Annotated in this window: 22 protein-coding genes and 1 pseudogene; 10 read left to right on the plus strand and 13 right to left on the minus strand. The window is 68.2% G+C overall.

Annotated features, from left to right (window positions below):
* Positions 1 to 5: 5 nt before the first annotated feature.
* The 4 genes from CWS39_RS10270 to CWS39_RS10285 all read right to left on the minus strand — a co-directional run bounded on the left by CWS39_RS10270 (position 6) and on the right by CWS39_RS10285 (position 3,227).
* Positions 6 to 188 carry a rubredoxin gene (locus tag CWS39_RS10270; protein ID WP_102142809.1) on the minus strand — a complete coding sequence of 61 codons (183 nt, stop codon included), beginning with the start codon at positions 186 to 188 and terminating at the stop codon, positions 6 to 8.
* A complete protein-coding gene (locus CWS39_RS10275) occupies positions 185 to 373 on the minus strand; it encodes a rubredoxin (protein WP_102142882.1) in 189 nt (62 codons plus the stop codon). Before CWS39_RS10275 ends, CWS39_RS10270 begins: the two co-directional genes overlap by 4 nt.
* On the minus strand, positions 373 to 1,524 hold the full coding sequence (locus CWS39_RS10280; RefSeq protein ID WP_102142883.1) for an alkane 1-monooxygenase: 1,152 nt from the start codon (positions 1,522 to 1,524) through the stop codon (positions 373 to 375). The genes CWS39_RS10275 and CWS39_RS10280 overlap by 1 nt, the downstream gene beginning before the upstream one ends.
* A 224-nt stretch (positions 1,525 to 1,748) precedes the next feature.
* Complete coding sequence (locus CWS39_RS10285) at positions 1,749 to 3,227, minus strand: amino acid permease (protein WP_102142810.1); 1,479 nt, start codon at positions 3,225 to 3,227, stop codon at positions 1,749 to 1,751.
* A gap of 80 nt (positions 3,228 to 3,307) precedes the next feature.
* Here CWS39_RS10285 and CWS39_RS10290 point away from each other — a divergent pair, with 80 nt between their 5' ends.
* Positions 3,308 to 4,726 carry an FAD-dependent oxidoreductase gene (locus CWS39_RS10290; RefSeq protein ID WP_233213436.1) on the plus strand — a complete coding sequence of 473 codons (1,419 nt, stop codon included), beginning with the start codon at positions 3,308 to 3,310 and terminating at the stop codon, positions 4,724 to 4,726.
* Positions 4,727 to 4,750: 24 nt separating this feature from the next.
* Positions 4,751 to 5,701, plus strand: a complete 951-nt coding sequence (locus CWS39_RS10295; protein WP_102142811.1) for a DUF808 domain-containing protein — start codon at positions 4,751 to 4,753, stop codon at positions 5,699 to 5,701.
* Here the strand turns inward: CWS39_RS10295 and manA are convergent.
* From manA to CWS39_RS10315, 4 genes are all read right to left on the minus strand, one after another.
* Positions 5,698 to 6,924 carry a mannose-6-phosphate isomerase, class I gene (manA, locus tag CWS39_RS10300; RefSeq protein WP_102142812.1) on the minus strand — a complete coding sequence of 409 codons (1,227 nt, stop codon included), beginning with the start codon at positions 6,922 to 6,924 and terminating at the stop codon, positions 5,698 to 5,700. The genes CWS39_RS10295 and manA overlap by 4 nt on opposite strands.
* Positions 6,925 to 6,928: 4 nt before the next feature.
* Positions 6,929 to 7,990, minus strand: coding sequence for an SIS domain-containing protein (locus tag CWS39_RS10305; RefSeq protein WP_102142813.1), 1,062 nt, complete (start codon positions 7,988 to 7,990; stop codon positions 6,929 to 6,931).
* Complete coding sequence (locus CWS39_RS10310; RefSeq protein ID WP_102142814.1) at positions 7,987 to 9,387, minus strand: phosphomannomutase/phosphoglucomutase; 1,401 nt, start codon at positions 9,385 to 9,387, stop codon at positions 7,987 to 7,989. Before CWS39_RS10310 ends, CWS39_RS10305 begins: the two co-directional genes overlap by 4 nt.
* A gap of 94 nt (positions 9,388 to 9,481) precedes the next feature.
* The gene (locus CWS39_RS10315) at positions 9,482 to 9,910 is read right to left on the minus strand and encodes a DUF3499 domain-containing protein (protein ID WP_102142815.1); all 429 of its coding nucleotides are present in this window, start codon (positions 9,908 to 9,910) and stop codon (positions 9,482 to 9,484) included.
* 134 nt (positions 9,911 to 10,044) lie between these two features.
* Between CWS39_RS10315 and CWS39_RS10320 the strand changes: the two genes are divergently transcribed.
* On the plus strand, positions 10,045 to 10,467 hold the full coding sequence (locus CWS39_RS10320; protein ID WP_102142816.1) for a metallopeptidase family protein: 423 nt from the start codon (positions 10,045 to 10,047) through the stop codon (positions 10,465 to 10,467).
* 9 nt (positions 10,468 to 10,476) lie between these two features.
* Here the strand turns inward: CWS39_RS10320 and CWS39_RS10325 are convergent, their stop codons facing one another.
* A complete protein-coding gene (locus tag CWS39_RS10325; RefSeq protein WP_199178048.1) occupies positions 10,477 to 10,746 on the minus strand; it encodes a WhiB family transcriptional regulator in 270 nt (89 codons plus the stop codon).
* Between the two features lie 424 nt (positions 10,747 to 11,170).
* Here CWS39_RS10325 and cofD point away from each other — a divergent pair, with 424 nt between their 5' ends.
* The 3 genes from cofD (at position 11,171) to CWS39_RS10340 (ending at position 14,899) form a co-directional block, all read left to right on the plus strand.
* Positions 11,171 to 12,166 (plus strand): 2-phospho-L-lactate transferase, encoded by a 996-nt coding sequence (gene cofD, locus CWS39_RS10330; RefSeq protein ID WP_102142818.1) that lies wholly within the window; start codon positions 11,171 to 11,173, stop codon positions 12,164 to 12,166.
* 14 nt (positions 12,167 to 12,180) lie between these two features.
* Positions 12,181 to 13,542: a coenzyme F420-0:L-glutamate ligase gene (locus CWS39_RS10335; protein WP_102142819.1), complete on the plus strand. Its 1,362-nt coding sequence runs from the start codon at positions 12,181 to 12,183 to the stop codon at positions 13,540 to 13,542.
* Between the two features lie 796 nt (positions 13,543 to 14,338).
* Positions 14,339 to 14,899, plus strand: a complete 561-nt coding sequence (locus tag CWS39_RS10340) for an NUDIX domain-containing protein (protein ID WP_102142820.1) — start codon at positions 14,339 to 14,341, stop codon at positions 14,897 to 14,899.
* Between the two features lie 18 nt (positions 14,900 to 14,917).
* Here the strand turns inward: CWS39_RS10340 and manB are convergent, their stop codons facing one another.
* The 3 genes and pseudogenes from manB to rfbD form a co-directional block, all read right to left on the minus strand.
* Positions 14,918 to 15,994 carry a mannose-1-phosphate guanylyltransferase gene (gene manB / locus CWS39_RS10345; protein ID WP_199178049.1) on the minus strand — a complete coding sequence of 359 codons (1,077 nt, stop codon included), beginning with the start codon at positions 15,992 to 15,994 and terminating at the stop codon, positions 14,918 to 14,920.
* A gap of 3 nt (positions 15,995 to 15,997) precedes the next feature.
* Complete coding sequence (locus CWS39_RS10350; protein ID WP_199178050.1) at positions 15,998 to 16,855, minus strand: glycosyltransferase family 2 protein; 858 nt, start codon at positions 16,853 to 16,855, stop codon at positions 15,998 to 16,000.
* A gap of 14 nt (positions 16,856 to 16,869) precedes the next feature.
* Positions 16,870 to 17,746: pseudogene (gene rfbD / locus CWS39_RS10355) on the minus strand (dTDP-4-dehydrorhamnose reductase).
* A gap of 67 nt (positions 17,747 to 17,813) precedes the next feature.
* Here rfbD and CWS39_RS10360 point away from each other — a divergent pair.
* From CWS39_RS10360 to CWS39_RS10375, 4 genes are all read left to right on the plus strand, one after another.
* A complete protein-coding gene (locus CWS39_RS10360; protein ID WP_199178037.1) occupies positions 17,814 to 19,280 on the plus strand; it encodes an LCP family protein in 1,467 nt (488 codons plus the stop codon).
* Between the two features lie 5 nt (positions 19,281 to 19,285).
* Positions 19,286 to 19,996, plus strand: a complete 711-nt coding sequence (locus tag CWS39_RS10365) for a TIGR03089 family protein (protein ID WP_102142824.1) — start codon at positions 19,286 to 19,288, stop codon at positions 19,994 to 19,996.
* Positions 19,997 to 20,104: 108 nt separating this feature from the next.
* On the plus strand, positions 20,105 to 20,845 hold the full coding sequence (locus CWS39_RS10370; RefSeq protein WP_233213437.1) for a DUF4333 domain-containing protein: 741 nt from the start codon (positions 20,105 to 20,107) through the stop codon (positions 20,843 to 20,845).
* A gap of 4 nt (positions 20,846 to 20,849) precedes the next feature.
* On the plus strand, positions 20,850 to 21,515 hold the full coding sequence (locus CWS39_RS10375) for a hypothetical protein (protein ID WP_102142825.1): 666 nt from the start codon (positions 20,850 to 20,852) through the stop codon (positions 21,513 to 21,515).
* A 10-nt stretch (positions 21,516 to 21,525) separates the two neighbouring features.
* On the opposite strand, the gene CWS39_RS10380 is transcribed toward CWS39_RS10375, so the two are convergent.
* On the minus strand, positions 21,526 to 22,695 hold the full coding sequence (locus tag CWS39_RS10380) for an acyl-CoA dehydrogenase (protein ID WP_102142826.1): 1,170 nt from the start codon (positions 22,693 to 22,695) through the stop codon (positions 21,526 to 21,528).
* Between the last annotated feature and the right edge of the window lie 30 nt (positions 22,696 to 22,725).

A 22,725-nucleotide genomic window follows, 5' to 3' on the forward strand; every position in this document is an offset into this window, starting at 1 on the left:
ATCTGTCAAGGACGCGCGACCTCTACCATCTCGAAATCGGACTTGGCCGCGCCGCAGTCCGGGCAGCTCCAGTCGTCGGGGATGTCGTCCCAGCGGGTGCCCGGGGCGATGCCGTCCTCGGGCCATCCCTTGGCCTCGTCGTATTCGAATCCGCACTGCACGCAGACGAACAACTTGTAATCGGTCATTGGGTTACTCCATCCATTTTTTGAGAAATCTCTTCGAAATCGATCTTTTCGCGGACCCCGCAGTCGGGGCAGCACCAGTCGTCGGGGATCTGGTCCCACGGCGTGCCCGCGGGAAACCCTTCCCGCGGGGCGCCTTTCGTTTCGTCGTACACGTAATCGCAAACCGGGCAGCGGTATTCGGCCATCACGCCACCGCCGTCCCGTAGCGCGCCACCACCTTGTCGCGCACCCGCGGATGGATGTTGACGCGGGTGATGTCGCCCTTGTAGTGCTCCAGCACGCGGTGGTCCATCACCTTGCGCCACAACGGCGGGAAGTACGTCAGCGCGATCATCGACGCATAGCCGCTCGGCAGGTTCGGCGCGCCGTCCATGCTGCGCAACGTCTGATACCGACGCGTCGGATTGGCGTGGTGATCGCTGTGCCGCTGCAGGTGGTACAGGAACAGGTTCGTCACGATGTGGTCGGAGTTCCAGCTGTGCTCGGGGGTGCAGCGCTCGTAGCGGCCCTTGTCGTTCTTCTGCCGCAGCAGCCCGTAGTGCTCGAGGTAGTTCACCGTCTCCAGCAGGCTGAACCCGAAGACCGCCTGGATGATGACGAACGGGATCAGCGCCGGGCCGAACACCGCGATCAGCACACCCCAGAACACGATCGACATCGCCCACGCGTTGAGCACGTCATTGGACCAGTGCCAGGGACTCTTGTCGAGCCGCCGCAGCCGCTTGGCCTCCAGCTCCCACGACGAGCGCAGGCTGCCCCACACGCTGCGCGGCAGGAATTCCCAGAACGTCTCGCCGAAGCGCGCCGACGCGGGGTCCTCCGGCGTGGCCACCCGCACGTGGTGCCCGCGGTTGTGCTCGATGTAGAAGTGGCCGTAAAAGGTCTGTGCCAGCGTGACTTTGGACAGCCACCGCTCCAGGGAGTCCTTCTTGTGGCCCAGCTCGTGTGCCGTGTTGATGCCGATGCCGCCCAGCGTGCCGACCGACAGCGCCAGCCCGATCTTGGCCGCCCAGCTCAGCCCGCCGTCAAAGCCCAGCCAGCTCAAGTCGGAGGCGGTGAACAGGTACGCGGCGAAGATGACGCTGGCGTACTGGAACGGGATGTAGACGTAGGTGCAGTAGCGGTAGTACTTGTCGTTCTCCAGCCGCTCCATCACCTCGTCGGGCGGGTTCTGCCCGTCGGGGCCGAAGCGCAGATCGAGCGCCGGCAGCAGCAGGTACAGCAGGATCGGGCCGATCCAGAACGGCACCTGCGCCGCGACGTGCCAGTCGAGCTGGTTGAGCCCCCAGACGATCGGCAGCATGACGAACAGCGCCGTGGGCGCAATCAGACCCATCAGCCATAGGTAGCGCTTCTTGTCCCGCCACTGCTCGGCAGCGACGGGCCCGGTCTCGGTGTCGACGTTTGACGTCACGACAACCTCCTTGTGTGAGTGCCATCACGGATTGCACTTGACTATAGGAGCTGTTTTGTCGCTTGTCTAGACACAAAGGCATCTTTTGTAAAACAGCCCGTCGCGCCCGGAGCATGAGGGGGACGACGGGGCAGACGCCCCCGCCACTAGGAGAGCTTGGCGGCGGCTTCGCGCTGGCCCAGCACCGAATGCCTGCGGCCGTAGAGGAAGTAGATGACCACGCCGATCGCCATCCAGATGAGGAAGCGGATCCACGTCAGCCCGGTGAGGTTGAGCATCAACCACACGCAGGCCACGATCGACGCGATCGGCAGCAGCGGCACGCCGGGCGCCCGGAAGCCCCGCTCCAGGTCCGGCCGCGTGCGGCGCAACACGATCACCCCGGCCGACACCAGCACGAACGCGAACAGCGTGCCGATGTTGACCATTTCTTCAAGCTTGCCGACCGGGAACACCGACGCCGCGATGGCCACCAGCACACCGACCAGGAGGGTGATGCGCACCGGCGTGCCATGCCGCCCGGTACGCGCCAGCTGACGCGGCATCAGCCCGTCGCGCGACATCGCGAACAGCACCCTCGTCTGCCCGAGCACCAATACGATCACCACTGTCGTCAGCCCCGCCAGCGCGCCGATCGAGATCACCGTCGCCGCCCAGTCCACCCCGTTGGCCTCGAACGCGGTCGCCAGATTGGCATGACCGCCGGGAGCCTCCCGCAGCGTCGTATACGGCACCATGCCCGAGAGCACCACCGCGACGGCCACGTACAGCACCGTCACGATCGCCAGCGAGGCCAGGATGCCGCGGGACACGTCGCGCTGCGGATACTTGGTCTCCTCTGCGGTGGTTGCCACGATGTCGAAGCCGATGAACGCGAAGAACACGATCGACGCGCCGGCCAGCAGGCCGTACCACCCGTAGTGGCTACCCTCGGCGCCGGTCAGCAGCGAGAACAGCGACTGCTCGGTTCCGGTGCCGCCTTCGCCCTCCTCGGCCGGCGGAATGAATGGCGTGTAGTTGGCCGCCTTGATGTAGAACGAACCGACGATGACGACCAGCAGCACGACCGACACCTTGATCACCGTGATCACCAAACTGACTTCGGCCGACAGCTTGGTCCCCATGGCCAGCAGCACCGTGACCGCCGCGATGATGACCAGCGCGCCCCAGTCCAGCGTGACGCCACCACCGATGTCCATGACGCCACCGCCGAAGCCGAACACCGTGCCCAGATAGCCGGACCAGCCCTTGGCCACCACGGCCGCCGCGACCGCGAACTCCAGGATCAGGTCCCAGCCGATGATCCACGCGATGAACTCGCCGAAGGTCGCATAGGAGAACGTGTAGGCGCTGCCCGCGACGGGCACGGTCGAGGCGAATTCCGCGTAGCACAGGGCGGCCAGGCCGCAGGCGATCGCGGCGATGACGAAGGAGATCGAGATCGCGGGGCCGGTGATGTTGCCGGCCGTCGACGCGGTGATGGTGAAGATCCCGGCGCCGATCACCACCGAGACGCCGAACACCGTCAGGTCCCACCAATTCAGATCCTTGCGCAGCCGGGTGGTCGGTTCGTCGGTGTCGGCGATCGACTGCTCGACCGACTTGGTGCGCCATCGACCGGCCATCTGCGCGTCCCTTCCGGTTCGGGCCCGGCCCTGCCGGTGCACGGCCGGTTCTCGGCAATGTACCGAGTACCATCCCCAAAATGGCACGACATGGGGAACACGCTGTTGTAATCGCGGCGAGCATTGCCGGACTGTGCGCGGCACGCGTGCTGTCAGATTTCTACGACCGGGTGACGGTCTACGAGCGCGACGATCTGCCGCAGGAGGCGGCCAACCGGCCCGCGGTGCCTCAGGGGCAGCACCTGCACCTGCTGCTGGCCCGCGGCGCCGAAGAGTTGGCGACGCTGTTCCCGGGCCTGCTGGAGGACATGGTGGCCGCGGGGGTGCCGATCGTCGAGAACCGACCCGATTGCATCTACTTCGGCGCCGCCGGCCACCTGTTGGGCACCGCGCACTATCTTCGCGACGAATTCACCGCCTATATGCCGAGCCGTCCGCACCTGGAATGGCAGATCCGCCGGCGCGTCGAGGCCATCGACAACATCGACATCGTCCGCCAGTTGGTCGCCGAGCCGCGCTACGACGCCGGCCTGCAACGGGTGACCGGCGTGCTGCTCGAATCCGGGAACGACGCCAGCGCGGTGCCCGCCGAGCTCGTCGTCGACGCCACCGGCCGCGGCACCCGGCTGCCGGTCTGGCTGGAGCAGTGGGGATTCGAGCGGCCGCGAGAGGACACCGTCGACGTCGGCATCACCTACGCCACGCATCACATCCGCATTCCCGACGGCCTGCTCAAGGAGAAGCTCGTGGTCAACGGCGCGTCGCATGACGAGCCGTTGGGGTTGGGCATGCTCTGCTACGAGGGCGGCGCCTGGGTGTTGACGACGTTCGGGACGGGTAAGGCCGAGCCGCCGCAGAACTTCGCGCAGATGTGTGCGCTGGCGGACAAGATCCTGCCGGAGCGCCTGGCCGCCGCGATCCGCGCGGGCGAGCCGATCGGCGATATCGCGTTCCACAAGTACCCGACCAGCCGCTGGCGCCGCTACGACAAGTTGAAGAACTTCCCCGCCGGGATCCTGCCGTTCGGCGACGCCGTGGTCAGCTACAACCCGACGTTCGGCCAGGGCATGACGATGTCGATGCTGCAGGCCGGCAACCTGCGCCGGGCGTTGGAGAAAAGCGCCGACCCGGCCCGCGACTTCAACCGCGCCACCGCCAAGATCACCTACCCGGTGTGGATGATGGACGCCATCGGCGACCTCACCATGCACGGCGCCGAAGGCCACACCCCGTGGTGGTATCACCGCGTCAGCCGGTTGTTCGACCAGTTCCTCGAGGCTGCCGAGTCCGAACCCGTTCTGGCCGAATGGTTTTTGCGCCGGTTCAGCCTGCTCGACAGCCTGTGGATGATCCCCTCGCCGAAGATCATCGCCCGCACGATGCGCCACAACTTGCGCTGCTGGCTGGCCGAGCGCCGCGCCGCCCGCCTCGGCCTGCCGCCGCCGGAACCGGCCTCGCTCTATGCGGTCACCGAACGGTCGAGGTCGACGTCCCCGTAATCTTGCGGGCATGACGGAGACGCGATGAGCGCGGGCCTTTTCGGACTGCTTGACGACGTTGCGGTGCTCGCCCGGATGGCGGCCGCCTCGGTCGACGACATCGGCGCCGCCGCGGGGCGGGCGACGGCGAAGGCTGCGGGCGTCGTCATCGACGACACCGCGGTGACGCCGCAGTACGTCCACGGGATCGCCGCCGAGCGAGAACTGCCGATCATCAAGCGCATCGCGATCGGATCGCTGCGCAACAAGCTGCTGTTCATCCTGCCCGCGGCGCTGCTGCTCAGCCAGTTCCTGCCCTGGCTGCTGACACCGCTGCTGATGGTCGGCGCGACGTATCTGTGCTACGAGGGGGCCGAAAAGGTCTGGGGGCGCTTGAGAAAGCACGGCGGACACGACCACCACGCCGTACCCGCCGCGGCCGTCGGCGGGGACGCCGAGAAATTCATGGTGACCGGCGCCATCCGGACCGACTTCATCCTGTCCGCCGAGATCATGGTGATCGCGCTCAACGAGGTTGCCGACCAATCGTTTTGGCCGCGGCTCATTATCCTCGTCGTCGTCGCGTTGATCATCACCGCCGCGGTGTACGGGGTGGTCGCCGGCATCGTGAAGATGGACGACATCGGCCTGCGGCTCACCCAGCGCGCGTCGCGCTTCGCGCAGTCGATCGGTCGCGGCCTGGTCGCCGGCATGCCGAAACTGCTTGGGGCGCTTTCACTGATCGGTACGGTCGCGATGCTGTGGGTCGGCGGCCACATCCTGCTCATCGGGACCGACGAGCTGGGCTGGCACTGGCCCTACGGCCTGGTCCACCATCTCGAGGAGTACGCCCATCACGTCGCCGGCGTCGGCGGGGTCCTCGGCTGGCTCATCAACACCGCGGCATCCGCCGTCGTCGGCTTGATCGTCGGCGCCGTCGTCGTCGCGGTCATGCACGTCGTGCCGTTCCCGCGCCGCAAGGAGCCGCAGCACTAAATCCCGACGGTGGCCCGGAACAACGTCGTCGGTTGCGCTGCGACCAGCCGGATCGGGCCGTCGTCGGCGGCCACCCACGCGGCCGAACCCCGCTCCAGCGTCAGCGTGCTGGACTTGGCGTGCACGACGGTGGAACCCTCGGTGCAGAGCAGGATCTGCGGTCCGTCGTGACGGGCCGGCGCGTCGATCTCGTGTCCGAGTTGCTCACCCTCGATGGTCAGCACGGACACCGCGAATTCCGGTGCCGGCGTTTGGTAGATGAGTTCCATTCCGTCCGTGACGGTTTCGGGACGAAGATCCCCCTCGGGGGTCGGGGTGAAGTCCAGCACCCGCAACAACTCCGGCACGTCGACGTGCTTGGGCGTCAGGCCGCCGCGTAACACGTTGTCGGAGTTGGCCATCACCTCGACGCCGACGCCGTGCAGGTACGCGTGCAGGTTCCCGGCACCCAGGTAGATGCCTTCGCCCGGTTTCAGGCTGATCCGGTTGAGCAGCAGCGCAGCCAACACCCCGGCATCGCCCGGATAGCGTTCGCCCAGCTCCAGCACCGTCTTGGCTTCGGCCGCGAATTTCTTTTTCCCCGAACGGATGTAGTGAATCGCACCGTCGAGCACCGCCGGCACCAACACGTCGAGATCGGGTTGCGGTGCGGTGATCCACGTGGTGAACAGCGCCCGCAGGCCGTCGGCGTCGGACTGGTCGGCCAGCAGGCCGACGTAGGGATCCAGATCCGTCACCGCCAGCGCGCGCATCAGTTCGACGGTGCGCGCCACCGGCCGGAACCCGGCCAGCGCTTCGAACGGGCCCAGTGCGACAAGCAATTCCGGTTTGTGGCTGCGATCGCGGTAGTTGCGCGTCGGCGCGGTCACCGGGATGCCGAGCTTGTCCTCGCGGGCGTAGCCCTCCGCGGCCTGTTCCGCGCTGGGATGGGCCTGCAGGGACAGCGGCTCGTCGGCGGCCAGGACCTTCACCAAAAACGGCAGCGTGTCGCCGAAGCGCGCCAGGGCGACGTTGCCCAACTGGCCCTCGGGGTCTTCGTGCAGCACCTCCAGCAGCGACTCCTCGCCGTCGTCGGTCTGCAGGAACGCCGGATCGCCGGGATGCGCGCCGAACCACAACTCCGCCTCGGGATGCGCTGTGGGGCTTTTCCGTCCGGTGAATTCGGCAATCGCGGTTCGCGAACCCCAGGCATAGGTCCGCACCGCGCCGCGTAGCAGATGCACTCGCTTAACCTCGAACCAGTCGCAGGTACACGGCCGTCATGTCCAGCCGCACAGCCATCATCGCCAATTGCTGCTCGGGATGCCCGGATGCCAACGGCGCCATCGGATCGGGCACGTCCTCGGCGCTGATCACGTCGACGTCGTCGAACCCGTTCACCCGCGCGACCACCACCGGACGCTCCGCGTTGGTGGTCAGGACGACAGTCCGAATCCGTTGCGGCAGTGGGCCGTCGATCTCCTCGTCGTGAAATATCGACTGTGCGGCGGCGGCGCCCATCCCGTTCTGAAGCGCCACCAACGCGTCGGCCAGTCCGACCGCGGCCACCGGCTTGTGGGCCACCCGCAGCAGCATGGCCGCACCGTGGCGGGCCAGCGCCAGCGTCGCCGCGGTGTCACCGGCCAGCACCACGTCGCGCCCCGACATCCGGTCGGCGAGATTCTTGGCCGGGTTGGTGAACAGTTCGCGGCCCGCGCTGTTGCGCAGCGCCTCGGCGTCCAGCTCGTCGGCCAGCGCGGCCAGATCCACGCGCAGGCCCGGGTCCACCATCTGCAGCGTCGCCAATCCGGCAGCCAGGTAGTGGCACAACCCGAAATCGTCGGGCACCCGCAGCCGCGGCGCCAGCACCACCGCGCGCCCGGCGGTGGCGTCGCGCAGCGGTCCCTCGAACGGCGCCGTCACCACCACGCGCGCACCCCGACGCACCGCCGTCGCCGCCGCCGACAGCAGCGCCGGATCACCGGGGTCGTCGCCGGCCAGGATCAGCACGTCCAGGGCGCCGATCCACGGCGGCGCGTCCGGACCCACGACAATCGGGGCGGCGGCCGACCCGCCCAGCGCCGCGGCCAGCATCGCGCCGGCGCGCTCCGCCGTCCCGCGGCCGGCCACCCAGATCACCGTGCGCGGCGGCTCCTCGGCGCGCAACGCATCCAGCACGCCTTCGTCGATCGCGGCGGCGGTGGCGCGCACCTGGGCGCCGGCCATGGACGCCGCGCGCAGCAGACCCTCCTGGTCGGCCGCCAGCAGTCCTTGCACATCGTCGAGATCGACGGTCGGGGTGGCGCTCACGCGGGCGTCTCGCTGCCCGCGGCGGTATGGGCCGCGATCTGCGCGCCGATCTGTGCGACGACCTCGTCGACTTCGTCGCTGGTGCGGGCCTCGACGTTCAGGCGCAGCAACGGTTCGGTGTTCGAGCTGCGCAGGTTGAACCAGCAGCCGTCGCCGAGGTCGACCGTCACCCCGTCGAGGTGGTCGATCGAATGGATGCGGGTGGCGAACGACTTCAGCACCGCCTCCACGCACGCCGGGGCGTCGCTGACGGTGAAGTTGATCTCGCCCGACGATTCGTAGCGTTGGTAGTCGGCCATCAGATCGGACAGCGGCCGGTCCTGCTCACCGAGCGCGGCCAGCACGTGCAACGCGGCCAGCATCCCCGAGTCGGCGCCCCAGAAGTCGCGGAAGTAGTAGTGGGCGGAGTGCTCGCCGCCGAAAATCGCGCCGGTGTCGGCCATCAACGCCTTGATGTAGGAATGGCCGACGCGCGAGCGCACCGGTGTGCCGCCACGTTCGGTGACCAGTTCCGGTACCGCGCGGGAGGTGATCAGGTTGTGGATCACGGTGGCACCGATCTCCCTGCCGAGTTCGCGGGCAGCAACCAGGGCGGTCACCGCCGACGGTGACACCGGATGCCCCAATTCGTCGACGACGAAACAACGGTCGGCGTCGCCGTCGAAGGCCAGGCCTATATCAGCACCGGTCGACACCACATGCGCTTGCAGATCGACGAGGTTGGCCGGGTCCAGCGGATTGGCCTCGTGATTGGGAAACGTGCCGTCGAGTTCGAAGTACAACGGCAACAGCGTGACCGACGCAATCGGCCCCAGCACCGCGGGCGTGGTGTGGCCGGCCATGCCGTTGCCGGCGTCCACCGCGACCCGCAGTGGACGCAATGCGTTCAGGTCGACCAGCGAACGCAGGAATTCGCCGTAGTCGGCGAGCACGTCGCGGTCGGAGATGGTGCCGCGCGCGCCATCGTAGCCGGGCACGCCGGCGATCAACATGTCGGCGATGACCGAGAGCCCGGTGTCCTTGCCGACGGGTTTGGCGCCGGCGCGGCACAGTTTGATCCCGTTGTAGGCCGCGGGGTTGTGGCTGGCGGTGAACATCGCGCCGGGGCAGTCGAGCAGTCCGGACGCGAAGTACAGCTGATCGGTCGAGGCCAACCCGATCCGGGTGACGTCCAGACCCTGCGCGACGACGCCTTCGGCGAAGGCGCCCGCCAACGCCGGCGAACTGGACCGCATGTCGTAACCGATCACCACCTGCTCGGCGCCGTCACCGCCGACCAATCGGGCGAACGCCGCACCGACGTCGTTGACGAACCGCTCGTCAAGCTCCTCGCCGACCAGGCCGCGCACGTCATACGCCTTGATGACGCGGTGGACAGCCGCAGCTGGCCAAGACATAGAACTCCTTGCAGTCAAACCGTTGGCGCCAGCCTAACCGCCGAGCCGCGCCCGCACGGCGACTACTCTCCGGCTACTTCCGCGTTACTCCGGGCTAGTCGCCAGGGTCCGGCAACACTCGCAGATGACCGCGCCGGCGCCCGTTCGTCTCCGGCCGACGGGCCGGCGGCGCCATCAGCGCACCACCCTGCACACCGGTGGTGGGATCGGAGAAACCGGCCGCGACGCCATTCACGCTATTTATGGTCGTCGGCCCGTCACGTCCCTCGCGGACCGCGTCGGCCAGCGCGACCAGATCGTCGTCGTCCGGGTGCGACGGCAGCGGCCCGGCGTGGCGGACCAACTCCCAGCCGCGCGGCGCGGTGATCCGCCCGGCGTGGCCCACGCACAGATCCCAGGAATGGGGTTCGGAAACGGTGGCCAACGGGCCGACAACGGCGGTGGAATCGGAGTAGACGAAGGTCAGCGTCGCGACCGCATAGTGGGGACACCCGGGCCGGCAGCAGCGACGGGGAACGTTCACAGCGAGAGGCTATCGTGCGCAAACGCGCCACGGCGCCGGACACGCGCAGGCACGCCGAAGGCTGATCTCGAACCGTTACGATCTCCGGCGTGGCCGAGCGTTTCCTGCGTGGAGTACGCCGCGGACGCCGGGAGATGCGCGGCCCGCTGCTTCCGCCAACCGTGCCGGGCTGGCGTAGCCGGGCCGAGCGCTTCGACATGGCCGTGCTCGAGGCCTACGAACCGATCGAGCGACGCTGGGCGGAGCGGCTGTCCGGGCTCGACGTGGCCGTCGACGAGATCCCCCGGATCTCCCCGAAGGACCCCGACAGTGTGGCTTGGCCGCCCGAAGTCGTGGCCGACGGCCCGATTGTGTTGGCGAGGCTGATACCGGCGGGCGTCGACGTCCGGGGCAACGCCACCCGGGCGCGAATTGTGCTGTTCCGCAAGCCGATCGAGCGTCGGGCCAAAGACACCGACGAACTCGCCGAGCTGCTGCATGAGATCCTGGTGGCTCAGGTGGCCACATATCTGGGCGTCGAACCTTCTGTCATCGACCCGACGATCGATGACGAGTAACTACTACCGCTAGATGATCCCGCGCTTGAGGCGGCGGCGCTCCCGCTCGGAGAGCCCGCCCCAGATGCCGAAGCGCTCATCGTGGGCCAGCGCGTACTCCAGGCACGCATCGCGCACCTCGCAGCCCTGGCAGATGCGCTTGGCTTCACGGGTCGAGCCGCCCTTTTCCGGGAAGAACGCCTCGGGATCGGTTTGAGCGCACAACGCGCGCTCTTGCCATTGTTCATCGGCAGTTGCCGGCGCAACGTCGAAACCGTTGTCCGGCTGGTCCGGAACCAAACTCAATTGAGGACGTGCAGATGCCCCAATCGGTGTCGGGCCGGAATTGGCGTGCGGTGCGTTGCCTAGTGAGCCGAGCAGCCGGTTGTCGAACCGGACCACACGATCGAAATCGCCGCGCTCATAAGACATTCTCCGCCTCCTCACCCTGGTCTCGTAGATCCTGCGTGAAGCCCCACTATTGCGATGTGCGGCCATTCCAATTCGAACAAGTGATCGAATCTCGGTCTGCGACACCGGAAGCGGCCGGCCAACCGGGAAATGACACTGCTGTGATTACACACGTGTTAGCTGCCGGGGTCAAGCGCTAGAACAGAAATTTGTACCATTCCGTGACAACAATTCGGCGCGTCGGCGCGTCGGCGTGTCGCGATCGTTACCGGACCCGAACCGCGGCGGCGGCGAGCGCCTACTCTCAGACCCTGTGAAGGTCACCGTACTGGTCGGCGGCGTGGGCGGCGCCCGCTTCCTGCTCGGCGTACAGCACCTGTTGGGGCTCGGGCAGTTCGGCGACGGATCCCGCGGAGGGTCCGAAGATCACGATTTGACGGCGATCGTCAACGTCGGCGACGACGCCTGGATGTTCGGGGTGCGCATCTGCCCGGATCTGGACACCTGCATGTACACCCTGGGCGGGGGCATCGACCCGCAACGCGGCTGGGGCCATCGCGACGAAACCTGGCACGCCAAAGAGGAACTCGCCGCCTACGGTGTACAGCCGGACTGGTTCGGGCTCGGCGATCGCGATCTGGCCACCCACCTGGTGCGCAGCCAGATGCTGCGGGCCGGCTATCCGCTCTCCGAGGTCACCGAGGCGTTGTGCAAGCGCTGGTCGCCCGGTGCCCGGCTGCTGCCGGCCAGCGACGATCGCAGCGAAACCCACGTCGTCATCACCGATCCCGAAACCGCGGAGCGGCGCGCGATCCACTTCCAGGAGTGGTGGGTGCGCTACCGCGCGCAGGTGCCCACGCACAGCTTCGCGTTCGTCGGGGCCGACAAGGCCGCCGCCGGCCCCGGCGTCATCGACGCGATCACCGACGCCGACGTCGTGCTGCTGGCGCCGTCGAACCCGGTGGTGAGCATCGGTTCGATCCTGGCCATCCCGGGCATTCGCGGCGCGCTGCGCTCGACGGCGGCCCGTGTCATCGGCTACTCCCCCATCGTCGCCGGAAAACCGTTGCGTGGCATGGCCGACGAATGCCTGCGCGTGATCGGCGTGGCCTCCACCTCCGAGGCCGTCGGCGGCTACTACGGACCGCGCTCGGGGGTCGGCATCCTGGACGGCTGGATGATCGACGAGGGCGACCGGGCGACGATCGACGGCGTGGAGGTCCGGGCGGTGCCGCTGTTGATGACCGACCCGGCGGCCACCGCCAACATGGTCCGCGCGGGCCTGGAGCTGGCGGGGGTCAAGCCGTGACCGGCCCTAGTCCAATGGCGCCGCCGAGCGGCGACCATGGTGCCGCGGCGGCGGTCGAACTGCTGCCCGTGACCGGCCTGCCGGAGTTTCGGCCGGGCGATGACCTGGCCGACGCCATCGCCGCGGCGGCGCCGTGGTTACGCGACGACGACGTCGTCGTGGTCACCAGCAAGGTGGTGTCCAAGTGCGAGGGCCGCATCGTGTCCGCGCCGGAAGACCCCGAGGAGCGGGATGCGTTGCGGCGCAAGCTCATCGACGCCGAAGCGGTTCGGGTGCTGGCGCGTAAGGGCCGCACGCTGATCACCGAGAACGCGCTCGGTTTGGTACAGGCCGCCGCCGGCGTCGACGGCTCCAACATCGGATCAACCGAATTGGCCCTGCTGCCAGAGGATCCCGACGCGAGCGCCGCCGCGCTGCGCGCGGGGCTGGCCGAGCGGCTGGGCGTCACCGTCGGCGTGGTCATCACCGACACCATGGGCCGGGCGTGGCGCAACGGCCAGACCGATTTCGCGATCGGCGCCGCCGGGCTCACCGTGCTGCACGGCTACGCCGGGGCCCGCGACGCGCATGGCAACGAGTTGCTCGTCACAGAGGTGGCCGTCGCCGACGAGATTGCCGCCGCCGCCGATCTGGTCAAGGGCAAACTCACCGGTATCCCCGTCGCGGTGGTGCGGGGACTGACGTTGGCGGACAACGGATCCAACGCACGCACCCTGCTGCGGCCGGGCGAAGAGGACCTGTTCTGGCTGGGCACCGAGGAAGCCATCACGCTGGGCCGCACCCAGGCGCAGCTGCTGCGCCGCTCGGTGCGGCGGTTCAGCGCGCAGCCGGTGGACCCCGCGCTCGTCGAGGCCGCCGTCGCCGAGGCGCTGACCGCCCCGGCGCCGCACCACACCCGTCCCGTGCGCTTCGTGTGGATGCAGGACGCCACCGCACGAACCCGGCTGTTGGACCGGATGAAGGACCGCTGGCGCGCCGATCTGCTCGGCGACGGGAAAGCGCCCGACGCCGTCGAACGCAGGGTCGGACGTGGCCAGATCCTCTACGACGCACCGGAACTGGTGATCCCGTTCATGGTGCCCGACGGTGCGCACAGCTACCCCGACGCGGCGCGGACCGCAGCCGAGCACACCATGTTCACCGTCGCGGTCGGCGCGGCGGTGCAGGCGCTGCTGGTGGCGCTGGCGGTGCGCGGGGTGGGCAGCTGCTGGATCGGCTCCACGATCTTCGCCGCCGAGCTGGTCCGCGACGAACTCGAGCTGCCTGACGACTGGGAGCCGTTGGGCGCCATCGCGATCGGCTATCCGGAAGAAGGCACGGTGCCGGCTGGCCCGCGCGAGCCGGTGCCGCCGGACGGCCTGCTGGTGCGGCGATGAGCGCCTGCGCGAAGAGCAGACGGCGGCGATGAGCGCCTGCGCGAAGAGCAGACGGCGGCGATGAGCGCCTGCGCGAAGAGCAGACGGCGGCGATGAGCGCCTGCGCGAAGAGCAGACGGCGGCGATGAGCGCCTGCGCGAAGAGCAGACGGCGGCGATGAGCGCCTGCGCGAAGAGCAGACGGCGGCGATGAGCGCCTGCGCGAAGAGCAGACGGCGGCGATGAGCGCCTGCGCGAAGAGCAGACGGCGGCGATGAGCGCCTGCGCGAAGAGCAGACGGCGGCGATGAGCGCCTGCGCGAAGAGCAGACGGCGGCGATGAGCGCCTGCGCGAAGAGCAGACGGCGGCGATGAGCGCCTGCGCGAAGAGCAGACGGCGGCGATGAGCGCCTGCGCGAAGAGCAGACGGCGGCGATGAGCGCCTGCGCGAAGAGCAGACGGCGGCGATGAGCGCCTGCGCGAAGAGCAGACGGCGGCGATGAGCGCCTGCGCGAAGAGCAGACGGCGGCGATGAGCGCCTGCGCGAAGAGCAGACGGCGGCGATGAGCGCCTGCGCGAAGAGCAGACGGCGGCGATGAGCGCCTGCGCGAAGAGCAGACGGCGGCGATGAGCGCCTGCGCGAAGAGCAGACGGCGGCGATGAGCGCCTGCGCGAAGAGCAGACGGCGGCGATGAGCGCCTGCGCGAAGAGCAGACGGCGGCGATGAGCGCCTGCGCGAAGAGCAGACGGCGGCGATGAGCGCCTGCGCGAAGAGCAGACGGCGGCGATGAGCGCCTGCGCGAAGAGCAGACGGCAGAGATGAGCCTGCACTCCTCGGCGGTCGACGTGCTGACCCGTTGGAAGGCGCCCGATCCCGCCCAGGACTCGTTGCGCCACGCGGTGCTGTCGTTCCTGCTCGCCCGGCCCGACGCGTGCCGACGGGACTGCGCGCCGGGCCACATCACCGCGTCGGCACTGGTGTTGGACCACACCGGAACTCACGCACTACTCACCCTGCATCCGCGGTTCGGCCGCTGGCTGCAACTCGGCGGGCACTGCGAGGACGGTGACGCCGACATCTTCGCCGCGGCTCTGCGGGAGGCCGCCGAGGAATCGGGCATCGACAGCTTGACCATCGACACCGAATTGGCGGCGCTGCACGTCCACCCGGTCACCTGCTCGCTGGGGATACCGACCCGTCATCTCGACATGCAATTCCTTGTGCACGCGCCGGCGGATGCGCAAATCGCCTGCAGCGACGAGTCTTTGGATCTGCGCTGGTGGCCGCTGGACGCGATGCCACAGGACTGCGACTTCGGGCTCACCCAACTCGTTGAGATTGCCGCCAGGGTCGTGAACGGCCGCGGGTCGCAGCCCTGAGCGCAATCTGAACGCGCGTCAGACGTCGGTGGAGAACCGGATGCCGCCGTCGGGGATCGCAATGCCCGGCCACACCCGCGCGCCGCGCAAAAGTTCGCAGCGTGCACCGATGTCGGCGCCGTCGCCGATCACACCGTCACGGATCAACGCCCGCGGGCCGATCCGGGCGCCGAAGCCGATGATCGATCGCTCGATCACCGCGCCGGCCTCGACACGGACGCCGTCGAAGATCACCGCGCCGTCCAGCCGTGCGCCCGCGCCGATTTCGGCGCCGCGTCCGACGACCGTGCCGCCGATCAGCAGCGCACCGGGCGCGACCGCGGCGCCGTCGTGCACCAGCGACTCACCGCGGTGTCCGTGCAGCGCCGGCGACGGCGCGATACCGCGCACCAGGTCGGCGGATCCACGCACGAAGTCTTCGGGCGTGCCCATATCGCGCCAGTACGAGGTGTCGACGTAACCGCACACCTTGTACCCGTCGGTGAGCATCGTGGGGAAGATTTCGCGCTCCACCGACAGCGCCCGGCCCTTGGGGATGCGATCGATGACCTCGCGGCGAAACACGTAGCAGCCGGCGTTGATCTGATCGGTCGGCGGATCCTGCGTCTTCTCCAGAAACGCCGTCACCCGGCCGTCGGCATCGGTGGGCACACATCCGAAAGCCCGCGGGTCGCCGACCCGCACCAGGTGCAAAGTGACGTCGGCGCCGCGCGTTTCGTGGCTGTCCAACAGCGCGCCCAGATCGGCCCCGGACAGCACATCACCGTTGAACACCAAAGCCGTGTCATAGCGCAGTTTTTCGGCCACATTGGCGATCGCGCCGCCGGTGCCCAGCGCCTCTTCCTCAGTGACGTAGTCGATCTGCAGTCCCAGTTTGGACCCGTCGCCGAACTCCGCCTCGAACACCTGCGCCTTGTAGGAGGTGCCCATCACGACGTGTTCGATGCCGGCCGCGGCGATGCGCGACAGCAGATGCGTCAGGAACGGCAGACCGGCCGTCGGCAGCATCGGCTTGGGCGCCGAAAGGGTCAACGGGCGCAACCGCGTGCCCTGACCACCCACCAGGATGACGGCGTCCACCTGGGACGGATTCACCATCTAGCGCCGTCCTTTCGCCCGCTGGCGCCGGGAGTTGCGGACCACCAGGCCCGCCCGCACGGCGAGAGCGCCTCGCATCGTCCACCGCAGCGGCGCCTGCCACGGCTTGGGATACCGATCCGCCAGAAAAGTGTAGGTGCTGCGGTGATGGGCAGCCAGGTTGCGAGCGGGATCCCGCCCGGTCGCGTGGCCCTTGTGGTGCAAAACCTCCGCCGCGGGCACGTAGATGTTCTGCCAGCCGGCCTTGCCGAGCCGATCCCCGAGGTCGACATCCTCCATGTACATGAAATAGCGCTCGTCGAAGCCGTGGATCTCGTCGAAGGCCGCGCGCCGTAGCAACAGGCATGAGCCCGACAGCCAGCCCACGGGGCGTTCGCTGGGCTCCTGGCGGTCCTGGCGGTAGGCCGCCGTCCACGGGTTGGATTTCCACACCGGCCCGACCACGGCGTGCATCCCGCCGCGGATCAGGCTCGGCAACTCCCGGGCCGACGGGTAGACCGAGCCGTCCGGATCGCGGATCAGTGGCCCCAGCGCGCCGGCCCGCGGCCACCGCGCCGCGGCCTCGAGCAGCAGGTCGATGCTCCGCGGGCCCCACTGCACGTCGGGATTGGCGACGACGACATAGTCCGCTTCGGGGCCGATCTCGGCGACGGCGCGGTTCACCGCCGTGCCGTAGCCCAGGTTGCCGCCGGTGCGCAGCAGGCGAGTGTTCGGATAGCGCTCCAGCGCCGCCTCGGGGGCGCCGTCGGTCGACCCGTTGTCGGCCATGATGACGGTCACCGGCCGGTCGGTCGCGTGCGACAGCGACGCCAGGAACCGGTCGAGGTGCGGGCCCGGTGAATAGGTCACCGTCACCACCGCCAGTTCGTCAGTCACGGCGTAGAGGGTAGCGGGCGATCATTCGACGCCCTGCAGAGCTGAGGCCAGCGCATCCCGCCAACCCCGCAGGGGCGTCAGCCCCGCTTCGGCCGACAGCCGGCCCGACAGCGCGGAGTACGGCGGACGCGGCGCGGGGCGCGGGTGCCGATCGCTGCCCACCGGACGCACCCGCTGCGGATCCGCCCCGACGAGCTCGAACACCGCCCGCGCCAGCTCGTAGCGGCTGACCGCCCCGGCGTTGGCCGCGTGCAGGACCGGCTCACGAATGTCGCCCTCGGCGATTTCGAGCAGCGCAGCCACCAGATCGTCGACGTAGGTCGGCGAACCGATCTGGTCGGCCACGACCTCCACCGGTTCGTCCCCGGCGGCCAACCGGCGCATGGTGGCGACGAAGTCGGGACCGTCACCGCCCTGATAGATCCACGCGGTGCGGACGATGTGGGCGTCGGGCATCGCAGAGAGCACGGCGAACTCACCGGCGAGCTTGGTGCGTCCGTACACGCTCAGCGGGCCCGTCTCGTCGTCGATCTCGTACGGCTCGCGCTTGGCACCGCTGAATACGTAGTCGGTGGAGAGGTGGATGAGTTCCGCGCCGGCACGCGCGCAAGCGTGGGCGACGTACTCCGCGCCGACGGCGTTGACGGCGTGTGCCCGCTCCGCGTCGGTCTCGGCGGCGTCGACCTTGGTGTAGGCCGCGCAGTTGATCACCACGTCATCGGCGGACACGAAACGCTCGGCCGCGGTGGGATCCGTGATGTCGCACTCCGCCGATGTGAGTGCCAGCACCTCGTGGTGCCGGCGGGCCGCCTGATCAGCCAAGACCCGACCGACCAAACCGCCCGCACCGGTGATCACGATCCTGTTGGCCACACATGAGAGTCTGGCACGCCGATCGGCGCTACCCGGTCTGCGGCCGACCCGCAAGTAACCTGGGTTGATGCCCCTCCGCCTGCTGCGTACCCTCGCCGTGGCCATGGCACTGGCCGTGGTGCTCGGCACAGGTGTCGCATGGAGCCGGATCCGCTCGTTCGAATCGGGTATCAACCACATCAACTCGGCCGCGCTGGGCGGAGGCGGTGAGGACGGGGCGATCGACGTGCTGCTGGTGGGCATGGACAGCCGCACCGACGCGCACGGCAACCCGCTGTCGGAAGAAGAGCTGGCGACGCTGCGCGCCGGCAACGACGTGTCGACCAACACCGACACCATCATCTTGGTGCGAATCCCCAACAACGGCAGGTCGGCCACCGCGATCTCGATTCCGCGTGACGCCTATGTCGAGACCCCCAGCATGGACAAGATGAAGATCAACGGCGTCTACGGGTCGGTTCACCTGGAGCGGCTCAAGGAGCTGGTGGAGGACAACGGCGAGGATCCGGCGGCGGCCGAGCCGCTGGCCAAGGAAGCCGGCCGCGAGGCGCTGATCAAAACCGTGGCCAACCTCACCGGCGTGACCGTCGACCATTATGCCGAGATCGGGCTGCTGGGCTTCTCGCTGATCACCGACGCGCTGGGCGGGGTCGACGTCTGCCTGAAAGAGGCTGTCTACGAACCGCTTTCGGGTGCGGATTTCCCGGCCGGCTGGCAGAAGCTGGACGGTCCGCAGGCGCTGAGCTTCGTGCGCCAACGCCACGACCTGCCCCGCGGAGACCTCGACCGGGTGACGCGCCAGCAGGCGGTGATGGCATCGCTTGCCCACGAAGTCATCTCCAGCAAGACGCTGTCCAGTCCCGCGACGCTCAACCGGTTGCAGCAGGCAGTGCAGCGCTCCGTAGTGCTCTCCGACGGTTGGGACATCATGGATTTCGCCGATCAGCTACAGAAACTGGCTGCCGGCAACGTCGCGTTCGCCACCATCCCGATCCTGCGGGAGGACGGCTGGAGCGACGACGGTATGCAGAGCGTGGTGCGGGTGGATCCCACCGAGGTGCAGGAGTGGGTGAGCAGCCTGCTGCACGACCAGGACGAAGGCAAGACCGAGGAATTGGCTTACACGCCAAGCAAAACCACGGCCAATGTGGTCAACGCCACTGACATCAACGGGTTGGCCGCCGCGGTGTCACATGTCCTGTCCAACAAGGGGTTCACCGCCGGCAGCACGGGCAACCACGAAGGCGGCCCGGTCACGACCAGCCAGGTGCTCGCCCCCAAGGCCGATGACCTTGGCGCGCAAGCGGTTTCGAAGGAGCTGGGCGGCTTGCCCGTCGTCGAGGACGCCTCGGTGGCGCCGGGCACGGTGCGGGTGGTGCTCGCCAATGACTACACGGGACCGGGCTCCGGCCTCGACGGCACCGACGTCACTCTGGAAACGGTGGATCCCGCGAGCGGGTCGACGGAGTCCGGTGCGGCCCCGCCGTCGCCGATCATCACGGCGGGCTCGGATGACCCGGAGTGCGTGAACTAGGGGAAATGACCACCATCTCCTCTGCGATCCTCGACCCGCCGTTGGCATCGGATCCGGCCGGGCCGCGCATCACTTATTACGACGACGCCACCGGCGAACGCATCGAATTGTCCACCGCCACACTGGCCAACTGGGCGGCTAAGACGGGCAACCTGTTGCGCGACGAGCTCGGTGCCGGGCCGGACAGCCGCGTCGTCGTGCTGCTGCCGGCGCACTGGCAGACCGCGGCGGTGCTGTTCGGCGTCTGGTGGATCGGCGCCGAAGTCGTGTTGGAGGGCCAGGGCGATATCGCGCTGTGCACCGCGGACCGGCTGCCCGAGGCCGACGATGCCGTCGGGGCCGGTGAGGTGGTGGTGCTGTCGCTCGACCCGTTCGGCAAGCCGGTGCCCGACTTGCCCGTCGGCGTCACCGACTACGCGACGTCGGTGCGCGTTCACGGTGACCAGATCGTGCCCGAGCGCCACCCGGGCCCGGCGTTGGACGGGCAGTCGGTCGCCGACGTGCTCGCCGCGGCGCACGCTTCGGCGGCCGCACAAGGCTTCTCCGCCACCGACCGCCTGCTGTCGAGCCGAAACTGGGCCACGCCGGACGAACTCGTGGACAACCTCCTCGCCGTGTTCGCTGTCGGAGCATCGCTGGTTCAGGTGGCCCATCCGGATCCTGCGTTGCTGGACCGTAGACGCAGCACTGAGAAGGTCACGCGCGACCTCGAGTAGCTGCCGCGAGGCTATTTTGCGATTTCGCGGCGGACGCCAGCGCGGTTTGCTATCGTCCCGCCCCAGCGAGCTACGCGTGCGCACTGTCGGTTAGCCGGGGAGGTCGTCGTGCGAACTCTTGTTCCGCTGTTCGGGTCCATTGCGATCGGATGCTTCGCACTGTCAGGCTGCAGCGTCAGCGCCGAGGTCAATTCGACGCCGAGAGTCTCCAAAGAGGCCCTGCAGAAAGACATTTCGGACAGATTGACCAAGGCGGGCCAAGCGCCGGAATCGGTGACATGCGGCGACGATCTGGTCGGTGAGGTCGGCAAGACCGCGCGCTGCGAGATCGTCATGAGCGCGATGAACAAGACCGAACCGGTCGTGACGGTCACCGGCGTCGAAGGCAGCGACGTCAAATACGAGATGACCCCGGCGACGTCGAAAGAGCAGCTCGAGACGACGGTGTCGGGTCTGCTCGAACAAGCCTCCGGCGCGCCCGTGGAGTCGGTGGCATGCGAGTCGGGCCTCGAGGGCAAAGCCGGCAACGTCGCCTATTGCAATGTCGCGGCAGGCGGCCTGACGCTGCGCCGCACAGTCGAGGTCACCGGCGTCAACGGACTGATGATGGACATCGAAGTCGTCCCGGTGCTGACCAAGGACGAGCTGGCGACCTCGTTGGTCGATGGTCTCGCGCAACAGCTCGGGCAGCGTCCAGACTCAGCCGATTGCAGCGATCACCTCGAGGGCAAGACCGGAACCACGGTCGATTGCACAGTGAAGGCAGGCCCCAACACCGAGACGTTCGCAGTCACCGTGACGACCGTCGAGGACGGTGTCATCAACTACCACTACGAGCCCAAAGCATAGTCCGATGGATACACCAACGCAGCCTGTCGCCCGGGCACTCGACGACTTCACGCGGGCCGGTGGGATGACCGCCGCGTTCAAAGCTGGCGAAACCGGTCTCGGCCATCATTGGCGGCTGCTGTCGCCTACCGGAGACCTCCTGGCGCGTACGGTGCGGGTGCACAGCGGCGGGAAGGCCGCGCAGGCGTTCTGGAAGTTCTTGTCGCTCACCGCCCTTGACGCGGGCAATGACATCCACGTGGAGCTGCGCGGCGCCGACGACTGCGTGTTGGCACGCGCCAGTTCGATCAACGACAAGCCCGCATTCGTGACGGTGACCGATCCGAGCGGCGCGCAAGTGGTGAAGAGCAAGCGCGACAAGGACATTCTCACGATCTACGGCGCCGACGATCAGCCGATCGCCGAAGTGGCCTGTGACGGTGACGGCCCGTGGCAGGTCCGCGCCGACGGGCAGGTCCTGGGTGAACTGATCGCCGGCGAGCCCGGCCCGTCCACGTCGCACTCCGTCGCGGCGTGGGCGTGGGACCCGGAGACGGCGGTGAGTTCGGCCGCCTACGCCAAAGGCCAGCACCTCGGCCTGCGGCGCGTCAAGCAATATATGTTTGCGCCACAGGGCGAGACGACGACCGGCGTGGTGTTACTCCCGCTGCTTGCCGGGTTGACGTACTAATGCCGCCGGTTTACTTGAGCAGGGCGCGGCTCATCACCACGCGCTGGATCTGGTTGGTGCCCTCGTAGATCTGGGTGATCTTGGCGTCGCGCATCATCCGCTCGACGGGGAAGTCCTGCGTGTAGCCGGCCCCGCCGAACAGTTGCACCGCGTCGGTGGTGACCTGCATCGCCACATCGGAGGCAAAGCACTTGCTCGCCGCGGAGATGAAACCCAAGTCCGGCTCGCCCCGCTCGGCGCGCGCCGCCGCGCTGTACACCATCAGCCGGGCGGCTTCCACCTTCATCGCCATGTCGGCGAGCATGAACTGCACACCCTGAAAATCACTGATGGATTGCCCAAACTGCTTGCGGTCCTTGGTGTAGGCGATCGCCGCATCCAACGCGCCCTGCGCGATGCCGACGGCCTGCGCGCCGATCGTCGGGCGGGTGTGATCCAGCGTCGCCAACGCCGTCTTGAACCCGGTACCCGGCTCCCCGATGATCCGATCCCCCGGCACCCGGCAGTTCTCGAAATACAACTCGGTGGTCGGCGACCCCTTGATGCCCAGCTTCTTCTCTTTGGGCCCGACGGTGAAACCCTCGTCGTCGCGGTGCACCATGAACGCCGAAATGCCGTTGGCGCCCTTGTCCGGATCGGTCACCGCCATCACCGTGTACCACGTCGAGCGCCCACCATTGGTGATCCAGCACTTGGTGCCATTCAAAATCCACGAGTCCCCGTCGGCCTTGGCCCGAGTCCGCATCGCCCCCGCATCACTGCCGGCCTCCCGCTCACTGAGGGCATACGACGCCATCGCCTCCCCGGAGGCCAGCGACGGCAACACCTGCTTCTTCAGCTCCTCCGAACCGCGCAGGATCAGCCCCATGGTGCCCAGCTTGTTCACCGCCGGGATCAGCGACGCCGAACAGTCCACCCGCGCCACCTCCTCGATGACGATGCAGGTGGCCACCGAGTCGGCACCCTGGCCGCCATACTCCTCGGGCACATGGATGGCACTGAACCCCGACGCGTTCAGCGCCGCCAACGCCTCCTCCGGAAACCGCGCCTGCTCGTCGACCTCAGCCGCGTACGGGGCGATCTCCTTTTCCGCCAACGCCCGAATGGCGGCACGCAACTCGTCGTGCTCCTCCGGCAGTTTGAATACATCGAACGACGGGTTCCCGCCCCAACCAGCCATGACAGTCTCCTTAGCTAATCGCGATTAACT

Source organism: Mycobacterium hubeiense, from assembly GCF_002838065.1.
In the GTDB taxonomy this organism is placed as follows: Bacteria; Actinomycetota; Actinomycetes; order Mycobacteriales; family Mycobacteriaceae; genus Mycobacterium; species Mycobacterium hubeiense.